The organism is Tenacibaculum sp. nBUS_03 (genome assembly GCF_051201695.1).
Classification (GTDB): domain Bacteria; phylum Bacteroidota; class Bacteroidia; order Flavobacteriales; family Flavobacteriaceae; genus Polaribacter.
In genome coordinates, this window is the sequence record NZ_CP179214.1 from 97,215 (window position 1) to 122,909 (window position 25,695).

Consider the following 25,695-nt stretch of genomic DNA (forward strand, 5'->3'; position numbering starts at 1 on the left):
GTTAAAATCATGATAAATGTAATTAAAAAATATTAAAACGTTATTTATGACCTTTAATAATTTCAGCCAATAATTTTTTAGCCCTTAGTAATTTAACTTTTACATTATTCATAGGTTCATTAATTTGTTCAGAAATCTCTTTATAGCTTAACTCTTGGAAATAACGTAAATTTATGACTTCTTGGTATTTAGGCTTTAACTGTTTAATGTCTCTTAAAAGTTTTGCAAGATTTTGTTCCGTAATTATTTTATCTTCAGGAGTTGGAGAATCGTCAATGACATCAAAAGCCTCAGATTCTTTTTCAGTAGTAGTTTTTATTGAAATCGATGCATTTTTTTTTCTAATAAAATCAATAAAAACATTTTTAGAAATAGCTATTAGCCATGTTTTAAATTGATATTCTTCATTAAAAGTAGTAATCTTGTCAAAAGCTTTTGAAAAAGTTTGAACAGTGATGTCTTCAGCATCATTATCATTTTCAGTTTTTTTTAACTGAAAATAGTATACGCTTCCCCAAAAGTTATCTAATAAAAAATTAAATGAAATTTGACTGCCTTGTTTAGCATTTTTAATATGCTTTAAAATTATTTTTTTATCTATTTCCAAGGTGTAGGTTTAGATATTCTATTAGTGAAAAATATAAAAATAAATGATATAACATAACAAATATCTAATATAGGTAAAAAATAAAGTAAGTTTTGTTCTTTTAGTTTATTTATTGCTTTCCCTATAACTATATATTGTATTAAGAAATAACTAATTATAAATGGAATTGAAACTTCCCATTTTTGAATTAAAAAATAGATTAAAAGCAAATAAAAAATAGCTTTTGTAGCATTAAAAAAAGATAATAAAAAACGATTTTTTAGTGTATAATGAGAAAATAGAATTGTTTGTTTTCTTTGTTCTAAAAAATAATCCTTTAGTGTAACTATTTTTTGTTCCTCAACAAAACTGTTATAAGTGGTACAAACGGAAGTGTTTTTTATAGTAGCAATATCTTTTAGAAATAAATCACTTTCTCCTACATGAATTTTTATGTGATTTATATAACCATTAACTTTAAAAAAATCGTTTTTAGTATAACCAAAATTGTTTTGATATGCTTTAAATGGAAATCCTAATTTGGCATAAGAAAACATTTTTAGTGCTGTGAAAAAATTGGCATAACGAAAAAACATATTGCTAAATGAATGTTTTTTAAAGGCTAATTTTTTATGGCCAATTACAATAGTTTTATTATTGTAAAAACATTTACTCATTTCAAGAATCCAATCATTAGAAACGGTTTTTCCGTTAATATCAAAAAATAGTAAATGATTATTACTTGCTGCTTTTATTGCTAAAGTAAGTGCATATTTTTTGTTCCCCCAGAAAGCTTCCTTATTTTCAACATTTACAATTTTTACAATACTGTTTTCATGTTGAATCTTTTCCATAAGCTCTAAACTATCGTCAGAAGAAGCATGGTTGATTAGTATAATTTCAAAATCTTCATAATTTTGATTAATTATAAAAGGTAAGTTTTTGTTTAATTCATCACTATTATTTTTTGTATAGACAATAACTGAAACAGGTTTTTGGGTTGATGTAGTTATTTTTTTTTGTTTGCTAAAAGCAAAAAAAGAAAAACACAAAAAATAAATAACCTGAACAACTGTAACTGCTACAAAAATGTAGAAAAGTACAGTAAAAGGCATGAAAAAAGAGATGTTTAGTTATGTTTAGGGTCGTTACAAGTATCAAACTGATCTGGTGTTTTACCGCAAAAACCACAAGCATCGCCAGTTTCATTAAGCACCGGATTTTGGCTTGCGCAAGTACCTGCAAACTCCCCATCTTTCTTAGCCCATATTTTGATTGCAATTCCAGCAAAAGCAAACGCTAACAATCCGATTGTAACAAAAATTAACTTCATTCTAATTAAATAATAATTTTAAATATGCAAAGATACTAAATCTACTATTTAAAATATATTAATTTTTTTTTAAACCTTTTTGTAAATTAAGGGTCATACTTAAAAGGAAAATTATGAAATCAAGATTTCTAGTCCATAGTTTATTAATACTAGTAAGCTTTATCGCTTTCTTTTGTAGGAGGTTAATTATGGATTATTAGTAGCTTGTTTAAAAAAATAAGGAAGAGAGGTAGATAGATTAAAAGAGTTTTTAAATATTTTAACGTAATAGAATATGAAATATGAAGAATTATAAAAAGATAGTTTTATTTATAATTACATTGAGTTTTGGCTGTAGTTCAGAAAATCAGAATTTAGATTCAGGAGATAATCAATTAAATGATACAGTATATGATATAAGAACTATAGTTAGTAAGTTTGATAATGTTGAAGGTCTTACTTATAGTATTAATGGAGATTTTTTAGAAATTACCACGAATGGCTTACCAGATCATAAAAGCCCATATTGGAATCAAGGAAGTAGTATGTATGAAGCATATAATGGTACTAATCCAAATTGGAACAAAAACCCCAATGTGATTCAAACTCAAAATATAACGTTTAAAATTCCTTTGTATCCTAAAGAAGCATCAACAAAAGAGGCAACATCATTAGGGCCTATCGGAGTGTCGCTAAATGGAGTAGTGTTTTATAACCAGTATGCAGGACCAAATAATCAACCTTTAACAAACGAAATTAATTCATTTGATCAATATCTAGGGCATCCTCAAAATAGTGGGCAGTATCATTATCATATAGAGCCAGTGTATTTAACAAATAAGTTAGGGAAATCTAGTTTTATAGGTTTATTGGCTGACGGTTTTCCTGTATATGGGCCAGAAGAAAATGGGAGTACTATTACTAGTTCCGATTTAGATGATTATCATGGGCATGTTTCTATAACGTCTGATTTTCCTGACGGAATTTATCACTATCATATAACGTCTGATGACCCTTACTTAAATGGTAGTGGCTATTATGGTACACCAGGTAATATATCTCAATAATTTTTAAATTAATGAGGAATAGTATTTTCATATTTTTAGTTTGTATAGGTTTTATTTCATGTAACAATACGGGTACTGAAACTAAAGTGGTTTCATTTCAGAAAGATTTGTTTTTAATGAAAAATGGAGTGTTAAATTATAATAATATTCCATTTACAGGAACACTGTTTTTTCATGATGAAGTAAATAAAACTAACAATTTTACTACCTATGAAAAAGGTCTCAAACATGGTGTTGAGTTTAAAAAATATAAAAATAATGTATTAGCCGAACAACGTTTTTATACAAAAGGAAAAAAATCAGGTGTTCATAAATCATGGTGGAGTGAAAACCAGTTAAGGTTTGAGTATCATTTTAATGATGTAGGTGAGTATAATGGAAAGGTTAATGAGTGGTTTAAAAACGGACAACAATTAAAGGCATTTAATTATATTAAAGGAAAAGAAGAAGGCTCTCAAAAAATGTGGAATATAGATGGAAAAATTAGAGCAAACTTTGTTACTGTAAATGGCGAAAGGTTTGGTTTAATAGGATTAAAAAAATGTTACACTGTAAATACGATAAATGAAGATTTTAAATAATAAAATAAGATTAGAAGATTTAGTAGGAGTGTTACTCTTTATTTTTTTCATTTTGATAATAATTTCTTGTAAAAAAGAAAAAAAAGTAAATAAAAAAATAACATTACCCTTTTTCAATTCATCTTTGTTTACACCCGAATGGATTTCTGAAGAAAGTTCAAAATATAAAACAATTCATACTATCCCTGACTTTAATTTAATTAATCAAGAAGGAAAAGAGGTAACAAAACAAACTTACGCTGGTAAAATATATGTAGCTGACTTTTTTTTTGTTAGTTGCCCAGGAATATGCCCTGTTCTTGAAAAAAACATGAGTATCTTACAAGAAGAGTTTATAAATGATAAAGAAGTTTTATTACTATCGCATACTGTAATGCCTAATAAAGATTCTGTTAGTGTCTTGAAAAAATATGCAGAAGATAATAATGTTATTTCTGGTAAGTGGAATTTAGTTACAGGAAACACGGCGGAAATATATAATTTAGCTAGAAGAGCATATTTTGCAGATGAAGATTTTATTAAAACAAAAGATGAAAATGCATTTGTGCATACCGAAAATTTTATTTTAATAGATAAAAAAGGAAGAATAAGAGGAGTTTATAATGGAACGCTAAGGATAGATATTAAAAGATTAATAAGACAGATTAAAATGCTTAAAAAAGAAAGTTAATTTATATATTAGTGACTTTTAACAAAAACTGTGTCCTAATAAATAGTTTAACCCCTTAAAAAAAGCAATATGAATATTTTAATTAAAAATTTTGTAATTTTTTTTAATTCTTTTTTCGTTAAAAATAATTTACAGCCTTTACCTATTAAGGTAAAAAATAGTCGAAAAGGTTTTAAATATTAGATTACATTTACTTCAATTTCTAAATTTATAGAAAATTTATTTTTGATTGTTTCTTGAATGCGTTGTGCTAATTGGTATATGTTTTTGCCTGTTGCATTCTCATAGTTAACCAAAACAAGAGCTTGTTTTTCGTGTACGCCATAATTACCAAAGCGTTTACCTTTAAAACCGCTTTGTTCAATTAACCAACCAGCGGGTATTTTTATGCTATTTTCTGATATAACATAATGTGGAAGTTCAGGGAATTTGTTTTTAAGTTTTTCAAAATGATGTGAAGATATCACTGGGTTTTTAAAAAAACTACCACTGTTTCCAATTTTTTTCGGATCTGGTAATTTAGATTTTCTAATAGAAATTATTGCATCAGATACATTTTTAATACTAGGCTTAGTAATGTTTTGTGAAGTTAGTTCTTGTTCAATTGCTCCATAAGAGGTATTTAGTTTATGATTGTTTTTGGTAAGTTCAAAACTAACAGAAGTTATTATGTATTTACCTTTAGCTTTGTTTTTAAAGATAGAGTTTCTATAGCCAAACTCGCATTCTTTATTTGAGAAAACAACTAATTTTCCCGTTTTAATTTCAAGAGCTTCAACTTTAGTAATAGTATCTTTTACTTCAACACCATAAGCTCCAATATTTTGAATAGGACAAGTACCTACATTACCCGGAATTAAAGATAAGTTTTCAAGACCTCCATAATTTAATGAAATACACCAAAGAACAAATTCATGCCAATTTTCACCAGTATTCACAGTTAAATATACTGAATTTTCATTTTCATGATCAATAGAAATTCCTTTTATATTTAAGTGAATTACTAATTCTTCAATATCTTTAGTCAGTAGCATATTACTACCCCCACTAATGATAAAAACATGTTGTTCTTCTTTTAAAATGTTTTTTAATTCATATAAAGAACTAACAGTAACAAAACGTTTGGCATTTACATCAATGCCAAACGTATTGTACTTTTTTAATGATATGTTTTCTTGAATATTCAATTAACTATTATAGCTTTCTAAAGCTATTTTTAAAATTTCTACACAACGTTTTAAATCAGATTTATTTAAAACATATGCTATACGAACTTGATTTTTACCTTCACCTTCTGTTGAGTAAAATCCACCAGCAGGAGCTATCATAACTGTTTCGTTGTTATGATTAAATTTTTCTAAAATCCATTGCGCAAAATCTTCTGAGTTATCTACAGGTAATTCTGCAATACAATAAAAAGCTCCTTTAGGGTTGGCTACTTTAACTCCTTCAATTTTTTGTAATTCAGTGATTAATGTATTTCTTCTATCTTGGTATTCTTCAATAACTTCGTTAAAATAACTCTGAGGAGTATCTAAAGCGGCTTCACTAGCTAATAGAGCATATGTAGGCGGACTAAGTCTTGCTTGTGCAAATTTAATAGCTGTATCGATGAACTCTTCATTTTTAGAAACAATACATCCTATCCTAGCTCCACACATACTGTAGCGTTTGGAAACTGAATCTATCATAATTGAATGTTGTTCTAAACCGTCTAAGGACATTACGGAGTTGTGTTTTTCTCCATCATAAGTAAACTCACGATATACTTCATCAGCAATTAAAAATAAATCGTGTTTTAAAACAATTTGTTTTAATTTTTCAATTTCAGCCTCACTATATAAGTAACCCGTTGGGTTTCCAGGATTACAAATTAAAATAGCTTTAGTTTTTGGAGTAATTAATTTTTCAAAATCTTCAATTGCTGGTAACGCAAAATTATCTTCAATCTTAGAAATTACGGGAACTACTTTTACACCAGAAGCAGTTGAAAAACCATTATAGTTAGCATAAAAAGGTTCAGGGATAATAATTTCATCACCTGGGTCGGTAATACTACCAATAGTAAATAATAACGCTTCAGACCCTCCTGTAGTAGCTATAATGTTGTTAGCAGATACATGTATATCATTATTTATATAATAATTTGCTAATTTCTCTCTATACTGTTCAGAACCTTCAGATCTAGCGTAAGATAATACTTCGATAGTATTGTTTTTTACAGCATCTAAGGCAACTTGAGGTGTTTTTATATCAGGTTGACCGATATTTAAATGAAAAACTTTTGTTCCATTTTTTTTAGCAGCCTCAGCAAAAGGAACCAGTTTTCTGATTGGTGATTGAGGCATTGAACCTCCCTTAATAGAAATAGATGGCATTTTTAATTTAATTAGTTGTTTACTGGGCAAATTTGCAAAATTATTTTGACAATATATACTTGTTTAACATGAAAAATAAAGGTTAAAAAAATCCCAAAAATTATTTATTGTAAAAATATGATTGTATATTTATTTATCCCTAAATATATGCTTTTGAAAAAATTTCTACTCTACCTATTATTTTTTTTTACTATTAACTCTCAATCTCAATCTAAATTTCAATTCCTTAAAGGAATAAACAAGCAGGTTGTTAAATTTGAATTATTCAACAATCTAATTGTTTTTCCACTAGAAGTTAATGGTGTCAAGCTTTCTTTTATTCTTGATACAGGAGTTAATAAAACAATACTTTTTAATTTAAATAAAACAGATAGTTTAATCTTAAAAAACACAAAAAAAATGTTTATTAGGGGGTTAGGAGCCGGGGATCCTGTAGAAGCTATTTTGTCAAAAAATAATAATTTTAAAATTAATGACATCTTTGGATCTAGCCAAGATATTTATGTTGTGATAGATGATACTTTTAAATTATCATCAAAAATGGGAGTAACAATTAATGGTGTTATAGGCTATGATTTATTGAAAGATGTGGTAGTAAAAATTAATTATTCATCAAAGAAACTGTTTTTTTATAAGCCTGAGAAGTATAAAGAGCCTAGATGTGGTTCTTGTGAAAAGTTAGATTTAGAGTTTTATAGAAAAAAACCTTATATAGATGTAAAAATTAAAATAGATAGTACAGGAGAAAATATACCTGTAAAAATGCTTATAGATTCAGGCGGGAGTGATGCTTTATGGCTTTTTGAGGGAGCTCAAAAGGATATCAAGGTTCCTAAAAAGTTTTTTGTTGATATTTTAGGAGAAGGTTTGAGTGGTACAATTTATGGAAAACGTAGTAGAGTGCCTAAGCTTGAAATTGGAAAGTATGTTATTGAAGAACCTACGGTTTCTTTTTTAGATTCTGCATCTACAGTTAATGCCAGAACTTTTAAAAAACGAGATGGTAGTATTGGAGGTAATATCTTAAGGAGATTTAAAGTATGGATTGATTACCCAAATAAAAAAGTCATATTAAAAAAGAATGGATCATTGAAAAGAGGATTTTATTATAATATGAGTGGTTTACAAGTAGTGTATAATGGAGAAGAATTAGTAAAAGAACAAAAAAAATCTATGAAACATAACGGGTACTCTAGAAATGAAGACGCTAAACCTGGGCATATTGTTTCTTTTGTTACAAGTTATAGTTATAAATTTAAACCCTCTTATAAAGTTAATAAAATAGTAAAAGATTCACCTGCTCACAAAGCAGGAATAATTGAAGGGGATATTATAAAAAAGCTGAATGGTAGGGAAGCTCATGAGTATACACTTAATGAAATCGCAAATTTATTTCAGACAAAACCTAATAAAAGGATTAGAATAGTTGTTGAAAGAGGTATATTTAAATTAAAGTATGAATTTAGATTAGTGCAAAAAATATAGTCCTATTTCTTAAAATAATTATTGATTTGGTTTAAACTTTACATAATCCTGTTGTGAGCTTTAATAATTACTTAACAGGTGTTACAATTGATTTTTACTGAAGTTGTACATCAGTAGCATGTAAAAATAAAAAGTTTTAATAACAAAAAAGTAAGGGCAGGTTTCATAATCAAAACTATAAAAATAACTTTTAAGATTATGCTGGTTTTTAATTGATATCTACCCCAACTTACTTGTTTTTATAGAAAGTTATTTAATGATTGGAGACGTAAAAATTGATTTAATTCTATCAATTATTCCTTGCAATACGCTAAAAATTGCATCTGATGAAAAACCTCCAATTAATGCTAAAATACTTTTACTAAAAAGGTCAATGTTTTTTGGGTCGTTTGAATAAAAAGAAATAATTTCAGACATAATTAACCCGGCTATAATTCCTAATATTATTTGTGCTATGTAAGATATTGATTCTTCAGCAACAAGAGTTGTGTTTTTAATAGAGTCACTAACCTTTTTTAATAGAAAAAATAAAACTCCTAATCCAGATATTGATGAAAGAAAAGCTAAATTTAGTAATAAAGAAATACCATTATTATTCATAATGCCTTCATTAAGTGAATGATTATTTACATTTGGAGATAAACCAGTAACAATAAATAAAAATAAAAATACAACAGCTAATAGAATTAAATTCCTTACCAACGGAAGTTTGTTAAATATTGATTTTCCGTTTTCTGAAGAACGCAGTTTTTTTGTGAAATCGATAGATTTAGGTGTTGCTGGTGCTATGTTTTTTGATAGTAAATTATGAGCATTAATTAAATCGTCAACACTGCTGTTTTGAATTAAATTATTTATCTGAGTATTAATTATTATACCATTGTATATGGCATATGAAAGCATGTTATTAACTTCTTTGTTTAATTCGCTAATAACTTTCGGGGATATACCCTCAGTATTTTCTTTAGATACTGGTATTGATTTTTGTTCGGTTTTGTTTGTAGTCATTTGAATAGTTTATAATTGATAATAGGTTAGTAGTGATTTTTCATTAAGTGGAACAATAACTATTACAAGTGTAATTTTACAGATCATAATAAAAGAAGTGAAAAATTATTGAACACTAATTTATAAATGTAATAATTAAAATGACTTTATTAGTAATATTTTTTTAAAATTATATGGTTATTTTTTCTACAATAGTTTAATTATTTTAATTCTTATGTATTAGGCTATGTTATTTAATTGTTAGATTTATTTGAGTAGAATTTATTTAATACTTAAAATTATTTATATGTCATACTAGATAACAACTTTTTTATATCGTAAGATTTTTATTTAAAATTATTTTAATCTATGTTTTTAACGTAAAAATATCTGTCTCTGTTTTTTAATTTAAAATAAATCTAATTAAATTTTGCACATTTTATTTACTATTGTATTTTTGCGAAAATATTTTAATTAAAACTAAATCTAAATAAGATGAAAAGGGTTCTATTTTCAGTATTGGCTGTTTCAGCTATAATTTTTTCTTCATGTTCAAGTGATGATGAGGTAGTGAAACCAGAGGTGGTAGCTCCAGCAACATATTCTTTTGAAGGCGCAGATAACAAGTCTAATGTTAGCTTTTCTGGTCAAGTTATTCGTTTAAAAATGGCTGCAGAGTTAAAGTCAGCTTTAGGTGAAAATACAAAGACCGAAGATCAGTTAATGGACATGTTTTCAAAAGGAACAGGGTTTGATAATACGTCTTTAGACGGTAAAAAGATATTAAGAGAAACTGTTGCTTCTGCTCCTTTTGCCTATACTAATGTTACATCTGTTGAAGCAGATGCTTTAAGGCTTAAGATGGATGGATGGATTAAAGACCATGCTACTACAGTATATGGAAACTGGAGTACAGACGCTTCTGAAGGTACTGCAGGTAAATTAACTACAGGTACTAGAACTGTTTATGTAGGAGCGAATGGTTTTGAGTATAATCAAGCTGTAGCAAAAACATTAATAGGAGCTGTAATTACTGACCAAATTGTTAATAAGTATGTTTCACAAGGTTTTATTGATGATAATAAAGCTGATCATGAAGCAGGTAAACCTTATAATGGTGATGCTACAAAGAACTATACTGGTCTTCAGCATGGATGGGACGAAGCTTATGGATACATTTTCGGATTAGAAACAAATCCAGCTACTCCAGTTAATTCAATAAATAAAGAAGATAGAAAAGGATTTTTAAATTCATATTTAAAGAGTGTTGATAACGATACTAAATTTAAAGGAATTTTTAATGATATCTACAATGCTTTCAAGTTAGGTAGAGCTGCTGTTGATGCTAAAGATTACGAATTAGCAGGTAAACAAGCTAAGATTATTAGAGAATCTATTTCAAAAGTAATTGGAGTAATGGCTGTTCACTATTTATTAAAAGGTAAAGGAGCTAAAGACGCTAATACTTTACATGCTTTATCTGAAGCTTATGGATTTGTATTGTCATTACGTTATGTAGAAATTAATGGAAATCAAGTTCAAGCGAATCAAATAGCAACTTCTATTTCTGCATTAGAGGCTAACAATGGATTATGGTCTGTAACAGATACTCAACTAGATCAAATAGCGGGTGCTTTAGCTGGTTATTTTGGATTTAGCGTTGAAGATGCTTTAAGTTTAAAAGACTAAAACTTTAACTGTATAAGTTTAAAAAATAAAAATAGCTATGTTTTTCATATAGCTATTTTTTTTATTTTTGTTATGCTTATTTTATTTAAATAAAAATACCTACTAGAGATGAAAAAAATTATATATGCATTTTTAGCTATTGTAATTATAGCTTGTGGATCCGATGGAGAAGGCGAAGTAAACCCTAATCCTGATAGTTTTAATAGAAAAGAAATGTTAACTTTTTGGGCGGATGATATAATTATTCCCGCTTATAAAGACTTTGAAGAAAAAACTAGTTTGTTAAAAGATGCAGTAAATAAGTTTACTACTAACGCTACTGAAGCCAATTTAGAAGATGCTAGGACTGCATGGAAAAATGCTTATATTTCTTGGCAAAAAGCTTCAATATTTCAAGTTGGAAAAGCTCAGGAAATTAACATGGTTGGAAGTATGAATACTATTCCAACTAGTGTCACGCAATTAAATAGTTATGCGCAATCTGGAAATTATAATTTAAGCTCACCAAATTTATTAGCTGTTCAAGGGTTTCCTGCTTTAGATTATTTATTAAATGGTCAGGGAACGGATTTAGAAACAGTTACTTTTTATACTACAGCAACTAATGCTACAAAGTATAAAACATATTTAAATGATGTGGCCAACAGAGTACATGACTTAACAAAATCTGTATATGATGAGTGGAAAGGAAATTACAGACAATCATTTATAGATAGTGATGGCTATACTATCTCTAGTAGTGTAGATAAATTAGTTAACTTTTATGTGATTCCATTTTATGAAAAGCAATTAAGAGATCCTAAAATAGCAAATCCTTCTGGTGCAAAAACTGGTGTGCCTGATGTTACATTAGTAGAAGCTTATTATAAAAGAGATATTTCAAAAGAATTATTTTCTACTGGGTTAACTGCTACTAAAAACTTTTTTAAAGGAATTGGATATAACGGAACAAATGGAAAAAGTTTACAACAATACCTTGAGTTTTTAAAGAGAAAAGATTTAGCAGATTTAATAAATACTAAATTTGCAGATTTAGAACAGAAAGCAACAGCATTAGAGAACGATTTTGTGAGTCAAATTCAAAGTAATAAAGTAGTATTTTTAAGAACATATGATTCAATGCAATCATTATTAAAAAGTTTTAAGCCTGATATGATAAGCGCGATGAGTATTAAAAATACTTCTAGTGATTCTGATAATGATTAGAATTACAGAAAAATACTTAAAAAAAAATACGGATGCTGCTCCACTTGCAGTATTTCGTGTTTTTTTTGGTTTTATGATGTTTTGTAGTATCATCCGTTTTTGGTCTAAAGGGTGGATAGAAGAGCAATACATAAAGCCAACATTTTTTTTTTCATTTTATGGATTCGAATGGGTTAAACCCTTAGGTAATTATACCTATATTTTATTTGTTATCTGTGGATTATCTACTGTCTTAATTATTTTAGGCTATAAGTATAGATTAGCTATTATCATTTTCTTTCTAAGTTTTACTTATATAGAGTTAATGGATAAAAGTTATTATCTAAACCACTACTATTTTGTGAGTTTAGTAGCTTTTATTTTAATGTTTTTACCAGCAAATTCCTATTTCTCAGTAGATGCCAGATTAAATAGGAATTTAGCATATAAAAAGGTTCCCAATTGGACGATTGATAGTATCAAGTTACTATTAGTTATTGTTTATTTTTATGCAGGATTGGCAAAGTTGAATTCAGATTGGTTGTTTATGGGCCTCTCCATTGAATATATGGTTACCAGTTCATAATGATTTACCTTTGGTTGGCAGGCTTATGTCTAAAACTTGGTTTCATTACGTAATGAGTTGGTCGGGAGCAATATATGATCTAACAATACCATTTTTGTTGTTAAACAAAAGAACGCGATTTTTTGCATTTGCAATAGTTGTCTTTTTTCATGTTTTTACAAGAATTTTATTCCCAATAGGGATGTTCCCCTACATAATGATTTTGTCAACTATCATATTTTTTGATTCTAAAATACACCATAAAATATTACATATAATAAGTTTTGTTTTTAGAATTTCTAAAAGTTCATTTGATGAGATTAATTCTGTATTAAAAGTAAAAAAGGAAAAAATTATTATAAAAGTATTAGTTGTTTTTTTCATCATTCAATTAACTCTCCCTTTTCGTTATTTATTATATCCTGAAGAATTATTTTGGACAGAGGAAGGGTATCGTTTTTCATGGAGAGTTATGTTAATCGAAAAAGCAGGATATGCAGAATTTAAGATAGTAGATAAAGAAACGGACAAATATTTATATGTTACTAACAGTGAATTTTTATCACCACTACAAGAAAAGCAGATGAGTTTTCAACCTGATTTCATCTTAGAATATGCTCATTTCTTAGGAGACACCTACAAAAAAAGAGGAATGAAAAATCCTGAAATATATGTAGATAGTTATGTAACACTTAATGGTCGGTTAAGTTCATTATTCATAGATCCTAAAGTGGATTTATACAAACAAAAAGAAAGTTTTAAACATAAAAATTGGATTACACCATTTAATCATGAGGTTAAAATTAAAGGATTATAGTATAATTTTAGTATTGTATTTTATAGTACATAGTATTTCTGCTCAGTATACTATTTCGGGGGAAGTTTCAGATGAAAAGGGGAATCTTATCAGCGGTATTGAAATTTTTAACGCTTCTGGGGGAGTTTTAGCAACAACGAATGCTAAAGGTAAATACGTAACTAAAATTTTAAAAAAGGGGAACTATAAAATTGTATATTTTTCATATAATTTTAAAATAAAACAAGTAGACGTACCAATACTCAACAAAAATGTGATTGTTAATGTTAAACTTTCAGGTTTAGATGAAGAACTTTCTGAGGTTATAATTAGTCAAAGAAGAAAGAGGGTATTTGGTTTAAAAAGATTAAAAGATGTTGAAGGTACTGCTATATATGCTGGAAAAAAGACTGAAGTAGTATTATTATCTGAATCTGTCAGCAACAAAGCAGCAAATAATGCACGACAAATTTATAATCAAGTAGTAGGACTTAATATTTATGAAAACGATGATGCTGGATTACAATTAAATATTGGAGGAAGAGGCTTAGACCCGAATAGAACTTCAAATTTTAATACACGACAAAATGGGTATGATATTAGTGCGGACGTACTAGGATATCCTGAAAGTTATTATACTCCACCTGCTGAAGCTCTAGAGGAAATTCAAATAGTAAGGGGGGCTGCCTCGCTTCAATATGGTACTCAATTTGGAGGATTATTAAATTTTAAGTTTAAAGGACCAAATAAAAATAAAAATCTAGAAGTAATTACTCGTCAATCTATAGGTTCATTTGGACTATTTAACTCATTTAATAGTATTGGAGGTACCTCAGGTAAAACAGGATATTATGGTTACATTAATTATAAGAGAGGTGATGGGTTCAGGCCTAATTCAACATTTAATTCTATTAATGTATATGGACATATTGATCATAAATTATCAGATAAAACAACATTAACAGTTGAGGCTACTTATCTTAATTATTTAGCCAAACAAGCAGGAGGGTTAAATGATGCTTGGTTTAATCTAAATCCTCTTCAAAGCAATAGGTCAAGGAATTGGTTTCGTATTAATTGGAATTTATGGTCATTAAAATTAGATCATAGTTTTTCTAAAGATTCTAAATTAAGTTTAAATATATTTGGTTTAGATGCATCAAGAAAAGCTTTAGGTTTTAGAGGTAATTATAAATCACGCAATACAAGTCCGATTGAATTTCCAGATGAAATTCTTTTCGATGGAGAATATGCCACTAGAAATTTGATTTCAGGAAAATATATAAATTGGGGAACTGAGATTCGATTTATATCAAATTATAATTTTAAAGATTCAAAAAACACCTATTTAGTAGGACTAAAATATTACAGAGCGAATAACTCTGAGCAACAGGGACCGGGCACAAGAGGGGTGGATGCCAATTTCAATTTTACAGATTTAAATGAATATGCATCTTCCAATTTTAAGTTTCCAAATACAAATATTGCATTGTTTGGAGAGCATATTTTTAATCTCTCAAATAAGTTTTCCATCACTCCAGGTGTTAGAATCGAATATATAAAAACAGAAAGTAATGGTAGTTATAAAACCATTCTATGGAATAATGAAGATCTTTCAAGTGGTGTGCCTTTACCTAATGGAATTAATACATTTAGAGATGATCGCGTAAAAGAGAGAAGTTTTGCTTTATTTGGAATAGGAGCTAGTTATAAGCCAACAGATAGAGTTGAATTATATGCTAATTTTTCTCAAAATTACCGATCGGTAACTTTTAATGATATCCGTTCTGTAAGTCCAACATTTCAAGTAGACGAAAATATAGATGATGAAAAAGGGGCTACCGCTGATATAGGAACTAGAGGAAGGTTTTGGAATTTATTGACTTATGACTTAAGTGCTTTTGCAATATCGTATAATAAACGTATTGGTATTTTCTGGGTGAATGAAGGTCCAAATAAAGGAGATAGATTAAGGACCAATGTAGGAGATGCTTTTATTTATGGTTTTGAAGGGTTTATTGATGTTAGTTTAGCAAATGCATTTAATTTTTCATCAAACCATATATCTTTAAATTATTTTGCAAATATGGCTTTTACTCAATCAGAATACACAAGTTCACTAGAAAAGTCGGTGATTGGAAATCAAGTAGAGTTTATTCCTAATATAAATTTAAAAACAGGTGTTAAATTTGGATATAAAAACTTTTTAAGTAGTATACAATATACATATTTATCAGAACAGCAAACAGACGCTACACATGCTACTGTAGATAAAAGTCACCCAAGTTATGGTACAATTGGTCCAATACCATCTTATTCTATTTTTGATGCATCTTTTTCCTATTCCTTCAAAAAATGGAAATTAGAAACAGGAGTTAATAATATATTAAATCAAAGTTATTTTACAAGAAGAGCTACAGGGTATCCAGGGCCTGGTATCATTCCTTCTTCACCAAGAAGTTTTTATTTTACCTTAGAATTAAAATTATAATTAATTTAGAATGATTATAAATAAAGGTCTATTTTACCACGGTTTTTTAAATTTTTGAATTGTATGTATCTTAGCTAAAAACAGTGGTTATGTTTGATTCAGTTGACATTAAGGAAAAATTATTTAAGATAAGGGATAAGGATATAACGAATAAAAATCTTTCAAAATGGATTGAGGAGATTTTTGATGACTTAGCCGATAAAAGATCTACAATTCATAATAATTTACTTGAAGAAGGAGAAAGAAATACTAATTGTTTTAATATTACTAAATTAGATTTTAATGCTGTATTTCATATTAATCAAATACGTAAAATATGTATAGATTATCGATTAAGATTCCTAGGAACCTCTTTATTTAAAGGAGATTATCCTCCCGAAGCAATCTCAAAAATTAGAGCATTAGAACTAAAGCATAATACATCGATAAAAGGATTTAAAATTGTGGCACCTTATCATCTTTTTAAAATTAAAAAAGCAGACGATCCTATCTTATTTGCACCAATGGGTAATGATTATTATTATTTGATTCACAAATGGGGTAATGATATGCATCCATTACGGAAAACTAAATATTGGCCTGTAAAAAGTGTTTTGAATTTAGGACTAACTATTACTGTGTTAAGTGTTTTAATTACTATATTTTCCTATAATTTTAATTTTGATGGTAAACAAGGAAGCATTAGTTATTTAATTGTGATATTTCTTTTTACATTCAAGTCAATGATAGGGGTTATATTGTTCTATGGGGTGGCTTCAGGAAAAAATTTTAGTGAATACTGTTGGCAAAGTAAATATGATAAAATTTCTTAAGAAATATTCATTTTTAGATTTGTTCTAAATAACTATATTTGTCATTCAAATTACTATAAGGATAATGAAAAATATACTATCACTAATTATGTTTGTTTTCTTGTTTACAGCTTGTAAAAAGGAAAACAAGAAGCAAGAAGAAAAAAAGCAACAAGAGGTTAATGTATATACACACCGTCATTACAAAGCTGATCAAGAATTATTTGCACAGTTTGAAAATGAAACAGGAATTAAAGTTAATGTTGTAAATGCAAAAGCTGATGAATTAATTCAAAAAATGACAGTAGAAGGAGAACAATCTCCTGCGGATGTTTTAATAACAGTTGATGCTGGTCGTTTAGTAAGAGCTAAAGACAAAGGACTACTTCAATCAGCAACCTCAGAATTTTTAGAGAATACAATACCTTCACATTTAAAAGATGCTGATAACAATTGGTTTGCATTAACAAAGAGAGCCAGAGTTATGGTATATAATCCTGAAAAGGTTAAAGTTGAGGAGTTGTCTACTTATGAAGACTTAACCAACGAGAAGTGGAATAAGAGAGTACTAATACGTTCATCTGGAAACATATATAATCAATCATTATTGGCCTCTATCATAGCTAATATCGGAGAAGAAAAAGCTGAAGAGTGGGCCAAAGGAATTGTTAAAAATATGTCGCGTTCACCTAAAGGAAATGATCGTGATCAAGTAAAAGCAGTAGTCGCTGGTGAAGGTGATGTAGCAATTGTTAATACATATTACATTGGAAAATTATTAAATTCTAAAGATCCTGAAGAAGTAAAAGCAGGTAAAGGGATTAAGATTTTTTTCCCAAATCAAGAAGGAAGAGGAACTCATATAAATGTTAGTGGTGCTGGTATCGCTAGATATGCTCCTAACAAAGAAAATGCAATAAAGTTTATTGAGTTTTTAGCAAGCGAAAAAGCGCAGCAAGTTTTTGCTAAAGCTAATTATGAATATCCAGTAAACACAAAAATTAAACCATCAGATTTATTGGCTTCTTGGGGAACATTTAAAGAAGATACATTATCATTAACTCTTTTAGGTAAAAATAATAAGAAAGCAGTTTTAACTTTTGATAGGGCTGGTTGGAAATAAAGAAATATATTTGTAGTTATTATACAAATAATAGGTGAAAACTAGATTCCAAAACATAAAGAGAGATACAAATAAATGGTCAATATTATTATTGACCATTGTTTTGTTTGTAGCAATTCCTATCGGTACAATCTTTTTTAATTTATTCTATGGACCAGGTGATACTTGGAGTCATTTGGTTACAACTCTTTTACCAAATTACATAAGTAATTCGTTACTTCTTATTGTTGGTACAAGTATTTTAACTTTATTATTTGGTATATCATCAGCTTGGATAGTTTCTAGGTACGAAATACCGTTGAAAAAACAGCTTGAGTGGTTGCTGATATTACCTTTAGCTATACCATCATATATAATAGCGTATGCATATGCTGGAATTTTTGATTATGGGGGTATTATTCATAAATTATTACCTGTTAAGTTTGATATAATGAACCACTTTGGATTAATATTTGTTTTAAGTGCTTCATTATACCCTTATGTTTATGTAGCTTCAAGAGCGTTTTTTATAAATCAGTCTAATAACATAATTGAAGCCTCTAAAATTTTAGGAGGAAGTGAAAGAAAAACATTTTTTAAGCTTATTCTGCCATTAGCTAGACCTGCATTTGTAGGTGGATTAATACTAGTGTTAATGGAGGTGTTGAATGATTATGGTGCGGCTAAATATTATGGCATAAATACATTTACAACTGGTATTTTTAGAGCTTGGTTTTCTTTAGAAGAGCCAGAAACTGCTATTTACTTATCTGCAATTTTAGTTGCTATTATATTTATTTTAATTGTTATCGAAAAAAGGCAACGTAAACGAATAGGATATTTTAATTCTCCCAAAAATCATCAGAGTTTAAAGAAACATCCAATTAATAATCAGGTAAAAGCTTTGTTTTTTACAATTGTATTAATTCCAGTTTTATGTGGTTTTATTTTACCTATATCACAATTACTTTATTGGGCTATTTTAACATTTAAAGAAGTATTTACTTTTGATTTTTTATTTGTAGCATTTCAAAGTTTTATGCTTTCTTTTGTCTCTGCTTTTTTTGTTATTATTATAGCTTTAGCTTTAATTTTTATGGCTAAATGGAATAAGGTATCTATAATTAATGCTATAACTAAAATTGGAACACTTGGATATGCAATTCCTGGAGCAGTAATCGCTGTAGGTGTATTAATTCCTACTTTATCGATAGATAAATGGTTAATTAGCTTATTCAAAAACACTTTTGAATTAAAAATAGGTTTTATAATAAATGGAACAATTATAGCATTGGTATATGCTTACGTAGTTAGGTATATAGCAGTAGCATACAACCCTATTGAAGCAACATCATTAAAAATGGGTAAATCTATTTCTGAAGTTTCAAAAATGTTAGGAAAAGGAAATTTAAGCACTTTTTTTAAAATTGAACTACCCTTATTAAAACCAGCGATATTGAGTGGTTTTATTTTAGTTTTTGTTGATGTGATGAAAGAGTTACCATTAACCTTAATATTAAAACCTTATCAAATTAATACGCTAGCTGTAAAAGCTTATGAATATGCAAGTGACGAGATGGTTGCAGAAGCATCATTACCTTCATTATTTATTGTATTAACAGGTGTTATACCAATTATATTTTTAAACAGATTAATATCTAAAGCAAAATAATGAGTACTAAAATTTTAGAAATAAATGGGTTGACTAAATCATTTAATAAAGGGAAGGTTATAGCTTTAAATAACGTTACTTATTCTTTAGAAAAAGGCAAAATAGTATCTGTAGTTGGAGAGAGTGGAAGTGGAAAAACTACATTGATACGATTAATATCTGGACTAGAAATAGTAAATGAAGGAGAAATAAAATTAAATGGTAAAACAGTTTCTTCAAAATTAGTTTTTTTAGAACCTGAGAAAAGAAATATAGGCATGGTTTTTCAAGATTATGCACTTTTTCCTCATTTGACAGTTTTTCAAAATGTTGTGTACGGAATTTCTAAGGACTTAAATAAAAAAGAAAGAGTAGCAGAAGTTTTATTACTAGTTGGATTAGAGGGAATGGGAGCAAGGTATCCCCATGAACTTTCTGGTGGACAACAACAGAGAGTTGCTTTAGCAAGAGCGTTAGCACCAAAACCAGAATTATTAATTTTAGATGAACCTTTCAGTAATTTAGACGTGGTTTTAAGAAATCAATTGAGAAAAGATATACATCAAATACTTAAGAAGACTAATTGTACAGCGATTTTTGTAACTCATGATATTAAAGATGCAATAGCTATTTCAGATGAAATTATTGTCTTACAAAAAGGAAAGGTACTAGAGCAGGGGGAGACAAAAAAGGTATTTGAAGAATCTAAAAATCAGTATATAAGATTGTTGTTTGATTCAATGTAAAAAATAAAATGCGGATATATTTAATATATCCGCATTTTATTTTTTAGTCTCCATCATTATCAGTTCCAGTAATAATAATAGAGAGTACGCTTCGAACGTCTGTATGAAGTAAAACAAGTAGTTCTTTTAAAGTAACATGTAGCTTAGCAACATTAACTTTATCCGTGTCAGTATTTACTGCTTCTTTTAGTGGAGTTTTAATTAGACCTATAGTTTCTTTTGCAATATTAATTTTGTTTTTAATTCGATTATTTAAATCATCACTTTTAGTGATTGATTTAATATAAGATGATATTGATGTTATTTTATCAGAAAAAAATATTTCTTCTACTGAACTTATATTGCTATAGATTAAATCTAAGGAATTTTCTGCATAAAAACTTTCTACTATTTCAGGATTTGTATGTGATGACTTTTCAAGTCCGCTTGGTTTACCAATTTTGGCTACCTTACAATTATCAATAACATTGTAAAGACCATTATATAACAAATTGAAAGAGCTCAATAAACCATCTTCTTTGTTGCTTTTAAAACTTTCTGCATAATTACTACCAGTAGAAGTCCAAATAGATGATAACTGTTTAATATTGTCATGAAATTCATTAGTAATGAATTTTAAGTATTTAATTCTATTTGCGTTTAAGTTATATTCCTTAAGTAGGTCGGTAGCATTTTGTTCTTTAAATATTAAATAATTTAGACCAGGTAAATTTTTAGCTGCACTCCCTAGATTCAGAATTGAAGATTGTGTAAAATTACCTTCATTTATATTTTTTTCTATTGATATATTATAAACAGGCCAAAAATTAATTTTACGATTAATAAAATTATTTTTTGCTAGTCCAATGTTGAAAATATACATTTTGGCATAAAATTCAGTAATACTAGTTAGTTTACTTCTAAGGTCTAATAAATTAGTAGCATTCTGATTGTTTGAAAATTCCTCTACAGAATTTTTTAAAGCTGTAGATTTTTCAATTAAAGTATTTAAATTAGGTAAAATGATTTGGTTAGTTACTGAAGTAACGATCTCCTTTTTATAGTCGGGTGTTTCAGTGTTGTCACTTGAACAAGATACATAAAAAAAAGATACAATTGTAAGTAATAAAATTGCTTTTTTCATAAATATAAGTTTAAAGAGATTCGATAAAGCTTAAAAGCTCTTCTCTTTGTTGTTTTGATAAGTTTTTAAATTCATTTTTTGACTTTTCAGCTTCACCTCCATGCCATAAAATGGCTTCCTCTATATTTCTGGCTCTACCATCATGCAATAAAAAAGTGTGCTTATTTACGGTATTTATAAGTCCAATTCCCCATAAAGGTTGAGTTCTCCATTCTTTTCCATTAGCTAAAAAATCAGGTCTATTGTCAGCCAACCCTTCTCCCATATCATGTAATAAAAAATCAGAATATGGTCTGATATTTTTATTTTCTAACAAAGTATTAAAACCATAACTGCCAGTTTTAAAGTTTATTGAATGACAGCTAATACATTTTAACTTAGAGAAAGTAGCTTTTCCGTTTAAAACATTTTGTTCTTTATAATTTCGTCTTTTTGGAACAGCTAAAGAAGTTTGGTATAATAATACTCTATCCATTTGTTTATCAGTAACTTCTGTGGCTCCTCCATTTGGTGCATTGTAGCAATCCTTTTGGGGAGATGGACATGGATTATCATTAAAAATAGAAGTTGTTAATCCAAGGTCTCCAAAAAATGCACCAGCAATCTGTTGTTTTAGAGAAGGCTGATTAGCTTTCCATCCAAATTTACCTAATGATGTTTTATTTTCAATAGCATTCCAAACATAATTAGCCTTTCCAGAAATCCCATCCTGATCAATATCAAATTCATCTTCATTTTTTAGTATTTCATTATCAGGTATAGCATCTATTAATCCCAAACCAATTGTTTGTTGACCAATTCTTGGAGAGATTAAAACACCATTTAACGATCCGAAATTTTCGTTTATTATTGAATAGTTAGGTTTTCTTAATTGGTATTTTGAGCCGTCGGGATAAGTGCCTTCAATAAAAGTGAACGTTACGTTAATGTCTGCTTCCTTTTTTATATTCAGATTTGCATGGTTTTGAAGTTGGTCTCCATAATTTGGAACAGGTAAAGGACCACCATGGGGGTCGTTACCGGGTAAGCTAAGACGAATTAAAAAACCTTTAGAACCTATGTTTGATGGTTCAAAAGGTTTTCCTCTTCCATCTTTAAAGTGACAACTGGCGCATGCTCTTGAATTAAAGGTTGGTCCCAAACCATCTAGACTAGTAGTAGATGCTGGTGCTGAAACCCATGACTGATTAAATAAAGAATTACCAGAAGCAAATCGTATTTTATCAGTTCTATTTAAACCAGGTATTTCTTTACCAAAAGAGTTGTTATTAGTTGTAGCAACACTTAAATCACCTGTCAAATTTTCCTCTCCATCTTCATATTGATTTACAGGAACATATTCATCAGTTAAATTATCTTTAGAACATGATAAAAAGAGAAATCCTAAAATTAAAATAAAATTTAATTTGATAGTTATAATCGTCTTAAATTTTGTATTCTTCATTCTGCAAAAATAACACTATTATTATTAAATCTAAATTATAAAAAAGAAAAAGATCTAAATTAATAGATCTTTTTCTTTTTTATGTAAGTGAGTTATTTATTGTACAGGAGCCCCAATTTTAACAGCTACCTCACTAATATTTCCACCAAAATCTTTTAAAGATTGACCAGCTGCAACAATCGTTCCTGGAACAGCATCAGTAGTAGATTCTTCTAGTAATAGTAAGTCAAATGGTTTATTATTATTAGCTTTTGTGTCTACATCGTTTACTTTTGACATCATTAAGTCAGAAGCATCTTTAAATCTTTTAGCAATAGCACTATCTTCTTGACTAATTAAGTCATATACAGATGCACCTGAAACAGAACCATATTTACCAAATAGAACATTAATAATTCCTTGTGCATTTGTAACTACATCTCTGTGTGTATTGTCAGAAAAGCATGAATGTTCATCTTCCTGCCCACAGTCATCTATTCCATCAGTTAAATCGACTGGTTTTATCATTCTTTCTTCTGATAACTCTTCATTTGCTAAAAAGAAAGGACCAGAAAGAATATTTTTTAAAGCATCATTTTCAGGTAAAGCCATAAAAACATTATAGTATTCTCCTCCTTGAGCCCATGTATCTACCAGTTTCTTTAAATCCTTAACTAAAATCGAAGTAACTACATTTAAGTATGTTTTTCTTCTTTCTTTTTTTGAATCAGTAGTGTAGTCTGTTACTGGTCTTAGACCAGCTTTTAAATCTTTAGGATTTGTTTCATCCTGACCCCATAAAAGAAATTCAATAGCATGCCATCCTGTAGAGATTGATTTATCATTTTCTTTTTCATTTTTTCCAATTAAAAAAGCTTCAGTTATGGCATCAGTTCCAGCAATAACCCCTCCGTTATATACAGTGTAACCAGCATATGCGTCAGAACTAGGAGTTACATAATCAATATATCCTTCATCTAAAGGCCATGCATTCATTTGCCCTTCATTGTTAATAACCCAATTTTCATTACCCTCTGAATCTACAGGACCATTTGATCCTCTAAAAACTTCTGTTTGCCCATAAATATCTCTAGCGGCTAACCATTCTTTTTTAGCATTGTCAAAACCAGCTTGTGTTGGGTTAGTTGTAAATGCACTAATAGTATTTTGCATTTTAACAGCTGAATTATAGCTATCCAAGTAATTTTGATGTACAAGTTTTGCATAATTGGCTATGACTTCTTTGGCTGTAACTTTAGCTTTCGGAAGTTCCTCACTTTCCGATGAACATGATTTTAGTACTATAGCTACTAATATCATTAGTGATGTTTTTAATATAACCTTCATTTTTATTTAGATTTAATTTATTTAAAATGCAAAGGAATAAACTTTTTTAAAATTCTCAAAGTTTATTTAGATTTATTTTAAATAAAAAAGTAAAAAACTTAACATAATCTTAAATTATACTTTAAGAATAATTGTAGTATATTTGCACGTAATTAATTTTTAACAACTAAATACTCTTTACAAGAGTAAAATTGATTACGTTTATGGATGCTCACCAGTCAAAAATTGTAGGAGAAGGTTTAACATATGATGATGTTTTATTAGTCCCTGCTTATTCAGAAATTCTTCCAAGAGAAGTTTCGATTCAAACAAAATTTACTAAAAATATTACAATAAATGTTCCTATTGTTTCTGCAGCGATGGATACGGTAACTGAGTCTGCAATGGCAATAGCAATTGCTAGAGAAGGAGGTATTGGAGTATTGCATAAAAACATGACTATTGAGCAACAAGCTCAGGAAGTAAGAAAAGTAAAAAGAGCAGAGAGTGGGATGATTATTGATCCTGTAACTTTATCTTTAGAAGCTTCTGTTTCTGATGCTAAAAGATTAATGAAAGAGCATAAAATTGGTGGTATTCCTGTGATAGATAGTAATGGAACTCTTAAGGGGATTGTTACCAACAGAGATTTACGTTTTGAACATAAAAATGACAGACCAATTGTAGAAGTAATGACTTGTGAAAATTTAGTTACTGCTAATGTTGGAACATCATTAAAAGATGCTGAGAAAATTTTACAACAAAACAAGATTGAAAAACTATTAATAGTTGATGAAAATTATAAGCTTACTGGTTTAATTACTTTTAGAGACATAACTAAGGTAACTCAAAAGCCTATTGCAAATAAAGATACTTTTGGACGTTTACGAGTTGCTGCAGCACTAGGGGTAACTGCAGATGTTGTTGATAGGGCAGAAGCTTTAGTGAAAGCTGGTGTGGACGCAGTTATTATAGATACCGCACATGGACATACAAAAACTGTTGTTGCGGCATTAAAATCAGTTAAAGAAAAGTTTTCAAATTTAGAGGTAGTTGTAGGTAATGTAGCAACAGCTGAGGCAGCAAAATATTTAGTTGAAGCTGGTGCAGACGCTATTAAAGTTGGTATTGGACCTGGTTCAATTTGTACAACAAGAGTAGTTGCAGGTGTTGGTTTTCCTCAGTTTTCAGCAGTAATCGAAGTTGCTGCGGCTATAAAAGGTACTGGAGTTCCAGTAATTGCAGATGGAGGTATTCGTTATACTGGTGATATTCCTAAAGCAATCGCTGCTGGTGCCGATTGTGTAATGTTAGGATCTTTGTTAGCTGGAACAAAAGAGTCACCTGGTGAAACAATTATATATGAAGGACGTAAGTTTAAGTCTTACAGAGGAATGGGGTCAGTAGAGGCAATGAAAAAGGGTTCAAAAGATCGTTATTTTCAAGATGTAGAAGATGATATAAAGAAATTAGTTCCAGAAGGTATTGTTGGACGTGTACCTTATAAAGGTGAATTATTTGAAAGTATTCACCAATTTATAGGAGGATTACGAGCTGGAATGGGGTATTGTGGTTCTAAAGATATTGAAACGCTTAAAAACACTGGAAAGTTTGTTAGAATAACGGCTTCAGGAATTAATGAAAGTCACCCACATGACGTAGCTATTACTAAAGAAGCACCTAATTATAGCAGAAGATAATAAAATTTATTTAAAAATTACTAAACCGTTGTGTATTCAAA

General features: G+C 28.8%; 21 protein-coding genes and 1 pseudogene. 13 read left to right on the top strand and 9 right to left on the bottom strand.

Annotated features, from left to right (window positions below):
- Window positions 1-40 precede the first annotated feature (40 nt).
- From ACMFBB_RS00370 to ACMFBB_RS00380, 3 genes are read right to left on the bottom strand one after another with little or no spacing between them, the layout of a single operon-like run.
- A complete protein-coding gene (locus ACMFBB_RS00370; protein WP_435262495.1) occupies window positions 41-607 on the bottom strand; it encodes an RNA polymerase sigma factor in 567 nt (188 codons plus the stop codon).
- Window positions 598-1,701, bottom strand: coding sequence for a glycosyltransferase (locus tag ACMFBB_RS00375; RefSeq protein WP_435262496.1), 1,104 nt, complete (start codon window positions 1,699-1,701; stop codon window positions 598-600). The genes ACMFBB_RS00370 and ACMFBB_RS00375 overlap by 10 nt, the downstream gene beginning before the upstream one ends.
- Before the next feature lie 14 nt (window positions 1,702-1,715).
- Window positions 1,716-1,919, bottom strand: coding sequence for a membrane or secreted protein (locus tag ACMFBB_RS00380; RefSeq protein ID WP_435262497.1), 204 nt, complete (start codon window positions 1,917-1,919; stop codon window positions 1,716-1,718).
- Window positions 1,920-2,200: 281 nt separating this feature from the next.
- On the opposite strand from ACMFBB_RS00380, the gene ACMFBB_RS00385 reads away from it, so the two are divergent.
- The 3 genes from ACMFBB_RS00385 to ACMFBB_RS00395 are packed head-to-tail and all read left to right on the top strand — an operon-like array spanning window position 2,201 to window position 4,216.
- The gene (locus ACMFBB_RS00385; RefSeq protein ID WP_435262498.1) at window positions 2,201-2,965 is read left to right on the top strand and encodes a YHYH protein; all 765 of its coding nucleotides are present in this window, start codon (window positions 2,201-2,203) and stop codon (window positions 2,963-2,965) included.
- An 11-nt stretch (window positions 2,966-2,976) separates the two neighbouring features.
- Window positions 2,977-3,546: a toxin-antitoxin system YwqK family antitoxin gene (locus ACMFBB_RS00390; RefSeq protein WP_435262499.1), complete on the top strand. Its 570-nt coding sequence runs from the start codon at window positions 2,977-2,979 to the stop codon at window positions 3,544-3,546.
- Entirely contained in the window at window positions 3,530-4,216 is a 687-nt protein-coding gene (locus ACMFBB_RS00395; protein ID WP_435262500.1) for an SCO family protein, read from the top strand. The genes ACMFBB_RS00390 and ACMFBB_RS00395 overlap by 17 nt, the downstream gene beginning before the upstream one ends.
- Before the next feature lie 179 nt (window positions 4,217-4,395).
- On the opposite strand, the gene murB is transcribed toward ACMFBB_RS00395, so the two are convergent.
- Complete coding sequence (gene murB / locus ACMFBB_RS00400) at window positions 4,396-5,403, bottom strand: UDP-N-acetylmuramate dehydrogenase (RefSeq protein WP_435262501.1); 1,008 nt, start codon at window positions 5,401-5,403, stop codon at window positions 4,396-4,398.
- The gene (locus tag ACMFBB_RS00405) at window positions 5,404-6,594 is read right to left on the bottom strand and encodes a pyridoxal phosphate-dependent aminotransferase (protein WP_435262502.1); all 1,191 of its coding nucleotides are present in this window, start codon (window positions 6,592-6,594) and stop codon (window positions 5,404-5,406) included.
- Between the two features lie 147 nt (window positions 6,595-6,741).
- Between ACMFBB_RS00405 and ACMFBB_RS00410 the strand changes: the two genes are divergently transcribed.
- Window positions 6,742-8,079, top strand: a complete 1,338-nt coding sequence (locus ACMFBB_RS00410; protein WP_435264343.1) for an aspartyl protease family protein — start codon at window positions 6,742-6,744, stop codon at window positions 8,077-8,079.
- Between the two features lie 249 nt (window positions 8,080-8,328).
- Here the strand turns inward: ACMFBB_RS00410 and ACMFBB_RS00415 are convergent, their stop codons facing one another.
- Window positions 8,329-9,087 (bottom strand): hypothetical protein, encoded by a 759-nt coding sequence (locus tag ACMFBB_RS00415; RefSeq protein ID WP_435262503.1) that lies wholly within the window; start codon window positions 9,085-9,087, stop codon window positions 8,329-8,331.
- A 474-nt stretch (window positions 9,088-9,561) separates the two neighbouring features.
- Here ACMFBB_RS00415 and ACMFBB_RS00420 point away from each other — a divergent pair, with 474 nt between their 5' ends.
- The 8 genes and pseudogenes from ACMFBB_RS00420 (at window position 9,562) to ACMFBB_RS00455 (ending at window position 20,082) form a co-directional block, all read left to right on the top strand.
- Window positions 9,562-10,755, top strand: coding sequence for a DUF4856 domain-containing protein (locus ACMFBB_RS00420; protein ID WP_435262504.1), 1,194 nt, complete (start codon window positions 9,562-9,564; stop codon window positions 10,753-10,755).
- 108 nt (window positions 10,756-10,863) lie between these two features.
- The gene (locus ACMFBB_RS00425; RefSeq protein WP_435262505.1) at window positions 10,864-11,961 is read left to right on the top strand and encodes an imelysin family protein; all 1,098 of its coding nucleotides are present in this window, start codon (window positions 10,864-10,866) and stop codon (window positions 11,959-11,961) included.
- Window positions 11,954-13,322 (top strand): annotated as a pseudogene (locus ACMFBB_RS00430) (HTTM domain-containing protein). Before ACMFBB_RS00425 ends, ACMFBB_RS00430 begins: the two are co-directional and overlap by 8 nt.
- Entirely contained in the window at window positions 13,297-15,792 is a 2,496-nt protein-coding gene (locus ACMFBB_RS00435) for a TonB-dependent receptor domain-containing protein (protein WP_435262506.1), read from the top strand. The pseudogene ACMFBB_RS00430 and the gene ACMFBB_RS00435 overlap by 26 nt, the downstream one beginning before the upstream one ends.
- An 89-nt stretch (window positions 15,793-15,881) precedes the next feature.
- Entirely contained in the window at window positions 15,882-16,604 is a 723-nt protein-coding gene (locus ACMFBB_RS00440; protein WP_435262507.1) for a hypothetical protein, read from the top strand.
- 64 nt (window positions 16,605-16,668) lie between these two features.
- Window positions 16,669-17,706 carry a Fe(3+) ABC transporter substrate-binding protein gene (locus ACMFBB_RS00445; protein WP_435262508.1) on the top strand — a complete coding sequence of 346 codons (1,038 nt, stop codon included), beginning with the start codon at window positions 16,669-16,671 and terminating at the stop codon, window positions 17,704-17,706.
- Between the two features lie 34 nt (window positions 17,707-17,740).
- The gene (locus ACMFBB_RS00450; RefSeq protein ID WP_435262509.1) at window positions 17,741-19,357 is read left to right on the top strand and encodes an ABC transporter permease; all 1,617 of its coding nucleotides are present in this window, start codon (window positions 17,741-17,743) and stop codon (window positions 19,355-19,357) included.
- On the top strand, window positions 19,357-20,082 hold the full coding sequence (locus tag ACMFBB_RS00455; RefSeq protein ID WP_435262510.1) for an ABC transporter ATP-binding protein: 726 nt from the start codon (window positions 19,357-19,359) through the stop codon (window positions 20,080-20,082). The genes ACMFBB_RS00450 and ACMFBB_RS00455 overlap by 1 nt, the downstream gene beginning before the upstream one ends.
- A gap of 43 nt (window positions 20,083-20,125) precedes the next feature.
- Here ACMFBB_RS00455 and ACMFBB_RS00460 read toward each other — a convergent pair whose 3' ends face one another.
- The 3 genes from ACMFBB_RS00460 to ACMFBB_RS00470 all read right to left on the bottom strand — a co-directional run bounded on the left by ACMFBB_RS00460 (window position 20,126) and on the right by ACMFBB_RS00470 (window position 23,975).
- Window positions 20,126-21,205: an imelysin family protein gene (locus ACMFBB_RS00460; RefSeq protein WP_435262511.1), complete on the bottom strand. Its 1,080-nt coding sequence runs from the start codon at window positions 21,203-21,205 to the stop codon at window positions 20,126-20,128.
- Between the two features lie 10 nt (window positions 21,206-21,215).
- A complete protein-coding gene (locus ACMFBB_RS00465; protein WP_435262512.1) occupies window positions 21,216-22,649 on the bottom strand; it encodes a di-heme oxidoredictase family protein in 1,434 nt (477 codons plus the stop codon).
- Between the two features lie 96 nt (window positions 22,650-22,745).
- Complete coding sequence (locus ACMFBB_RS00470) at window positions 22,746-23,975, bottom strand: imelysin family protein (RefSeq protein ID WP_435262513.1); 1,230 nt, start codon at window positions 23,973-23,975, stop codon at window positions 22,746-22,748.
- 203 nt (window positions 23,976-24,178) lie between these two features.
- On the opposite strand from ACMFBB_RS00470, the gene guaB reads away from it, so the two are divergent.
- The gene (guaB, locus tag ACMFBB_RS00475; RefSeq protein WP_435262514.1) at window positions 24,179-25,654 is read left to right on the top strand and encodes an IMP dehydrogenase; all 1,476 of its coding nucleotides are present in this window, start codon (window positions 24,179-24,181) and stop codon (window positions 25,652-25,654) included.
- Window positions 25,655-25,695 lie beyond the last annotated feature (41 nt).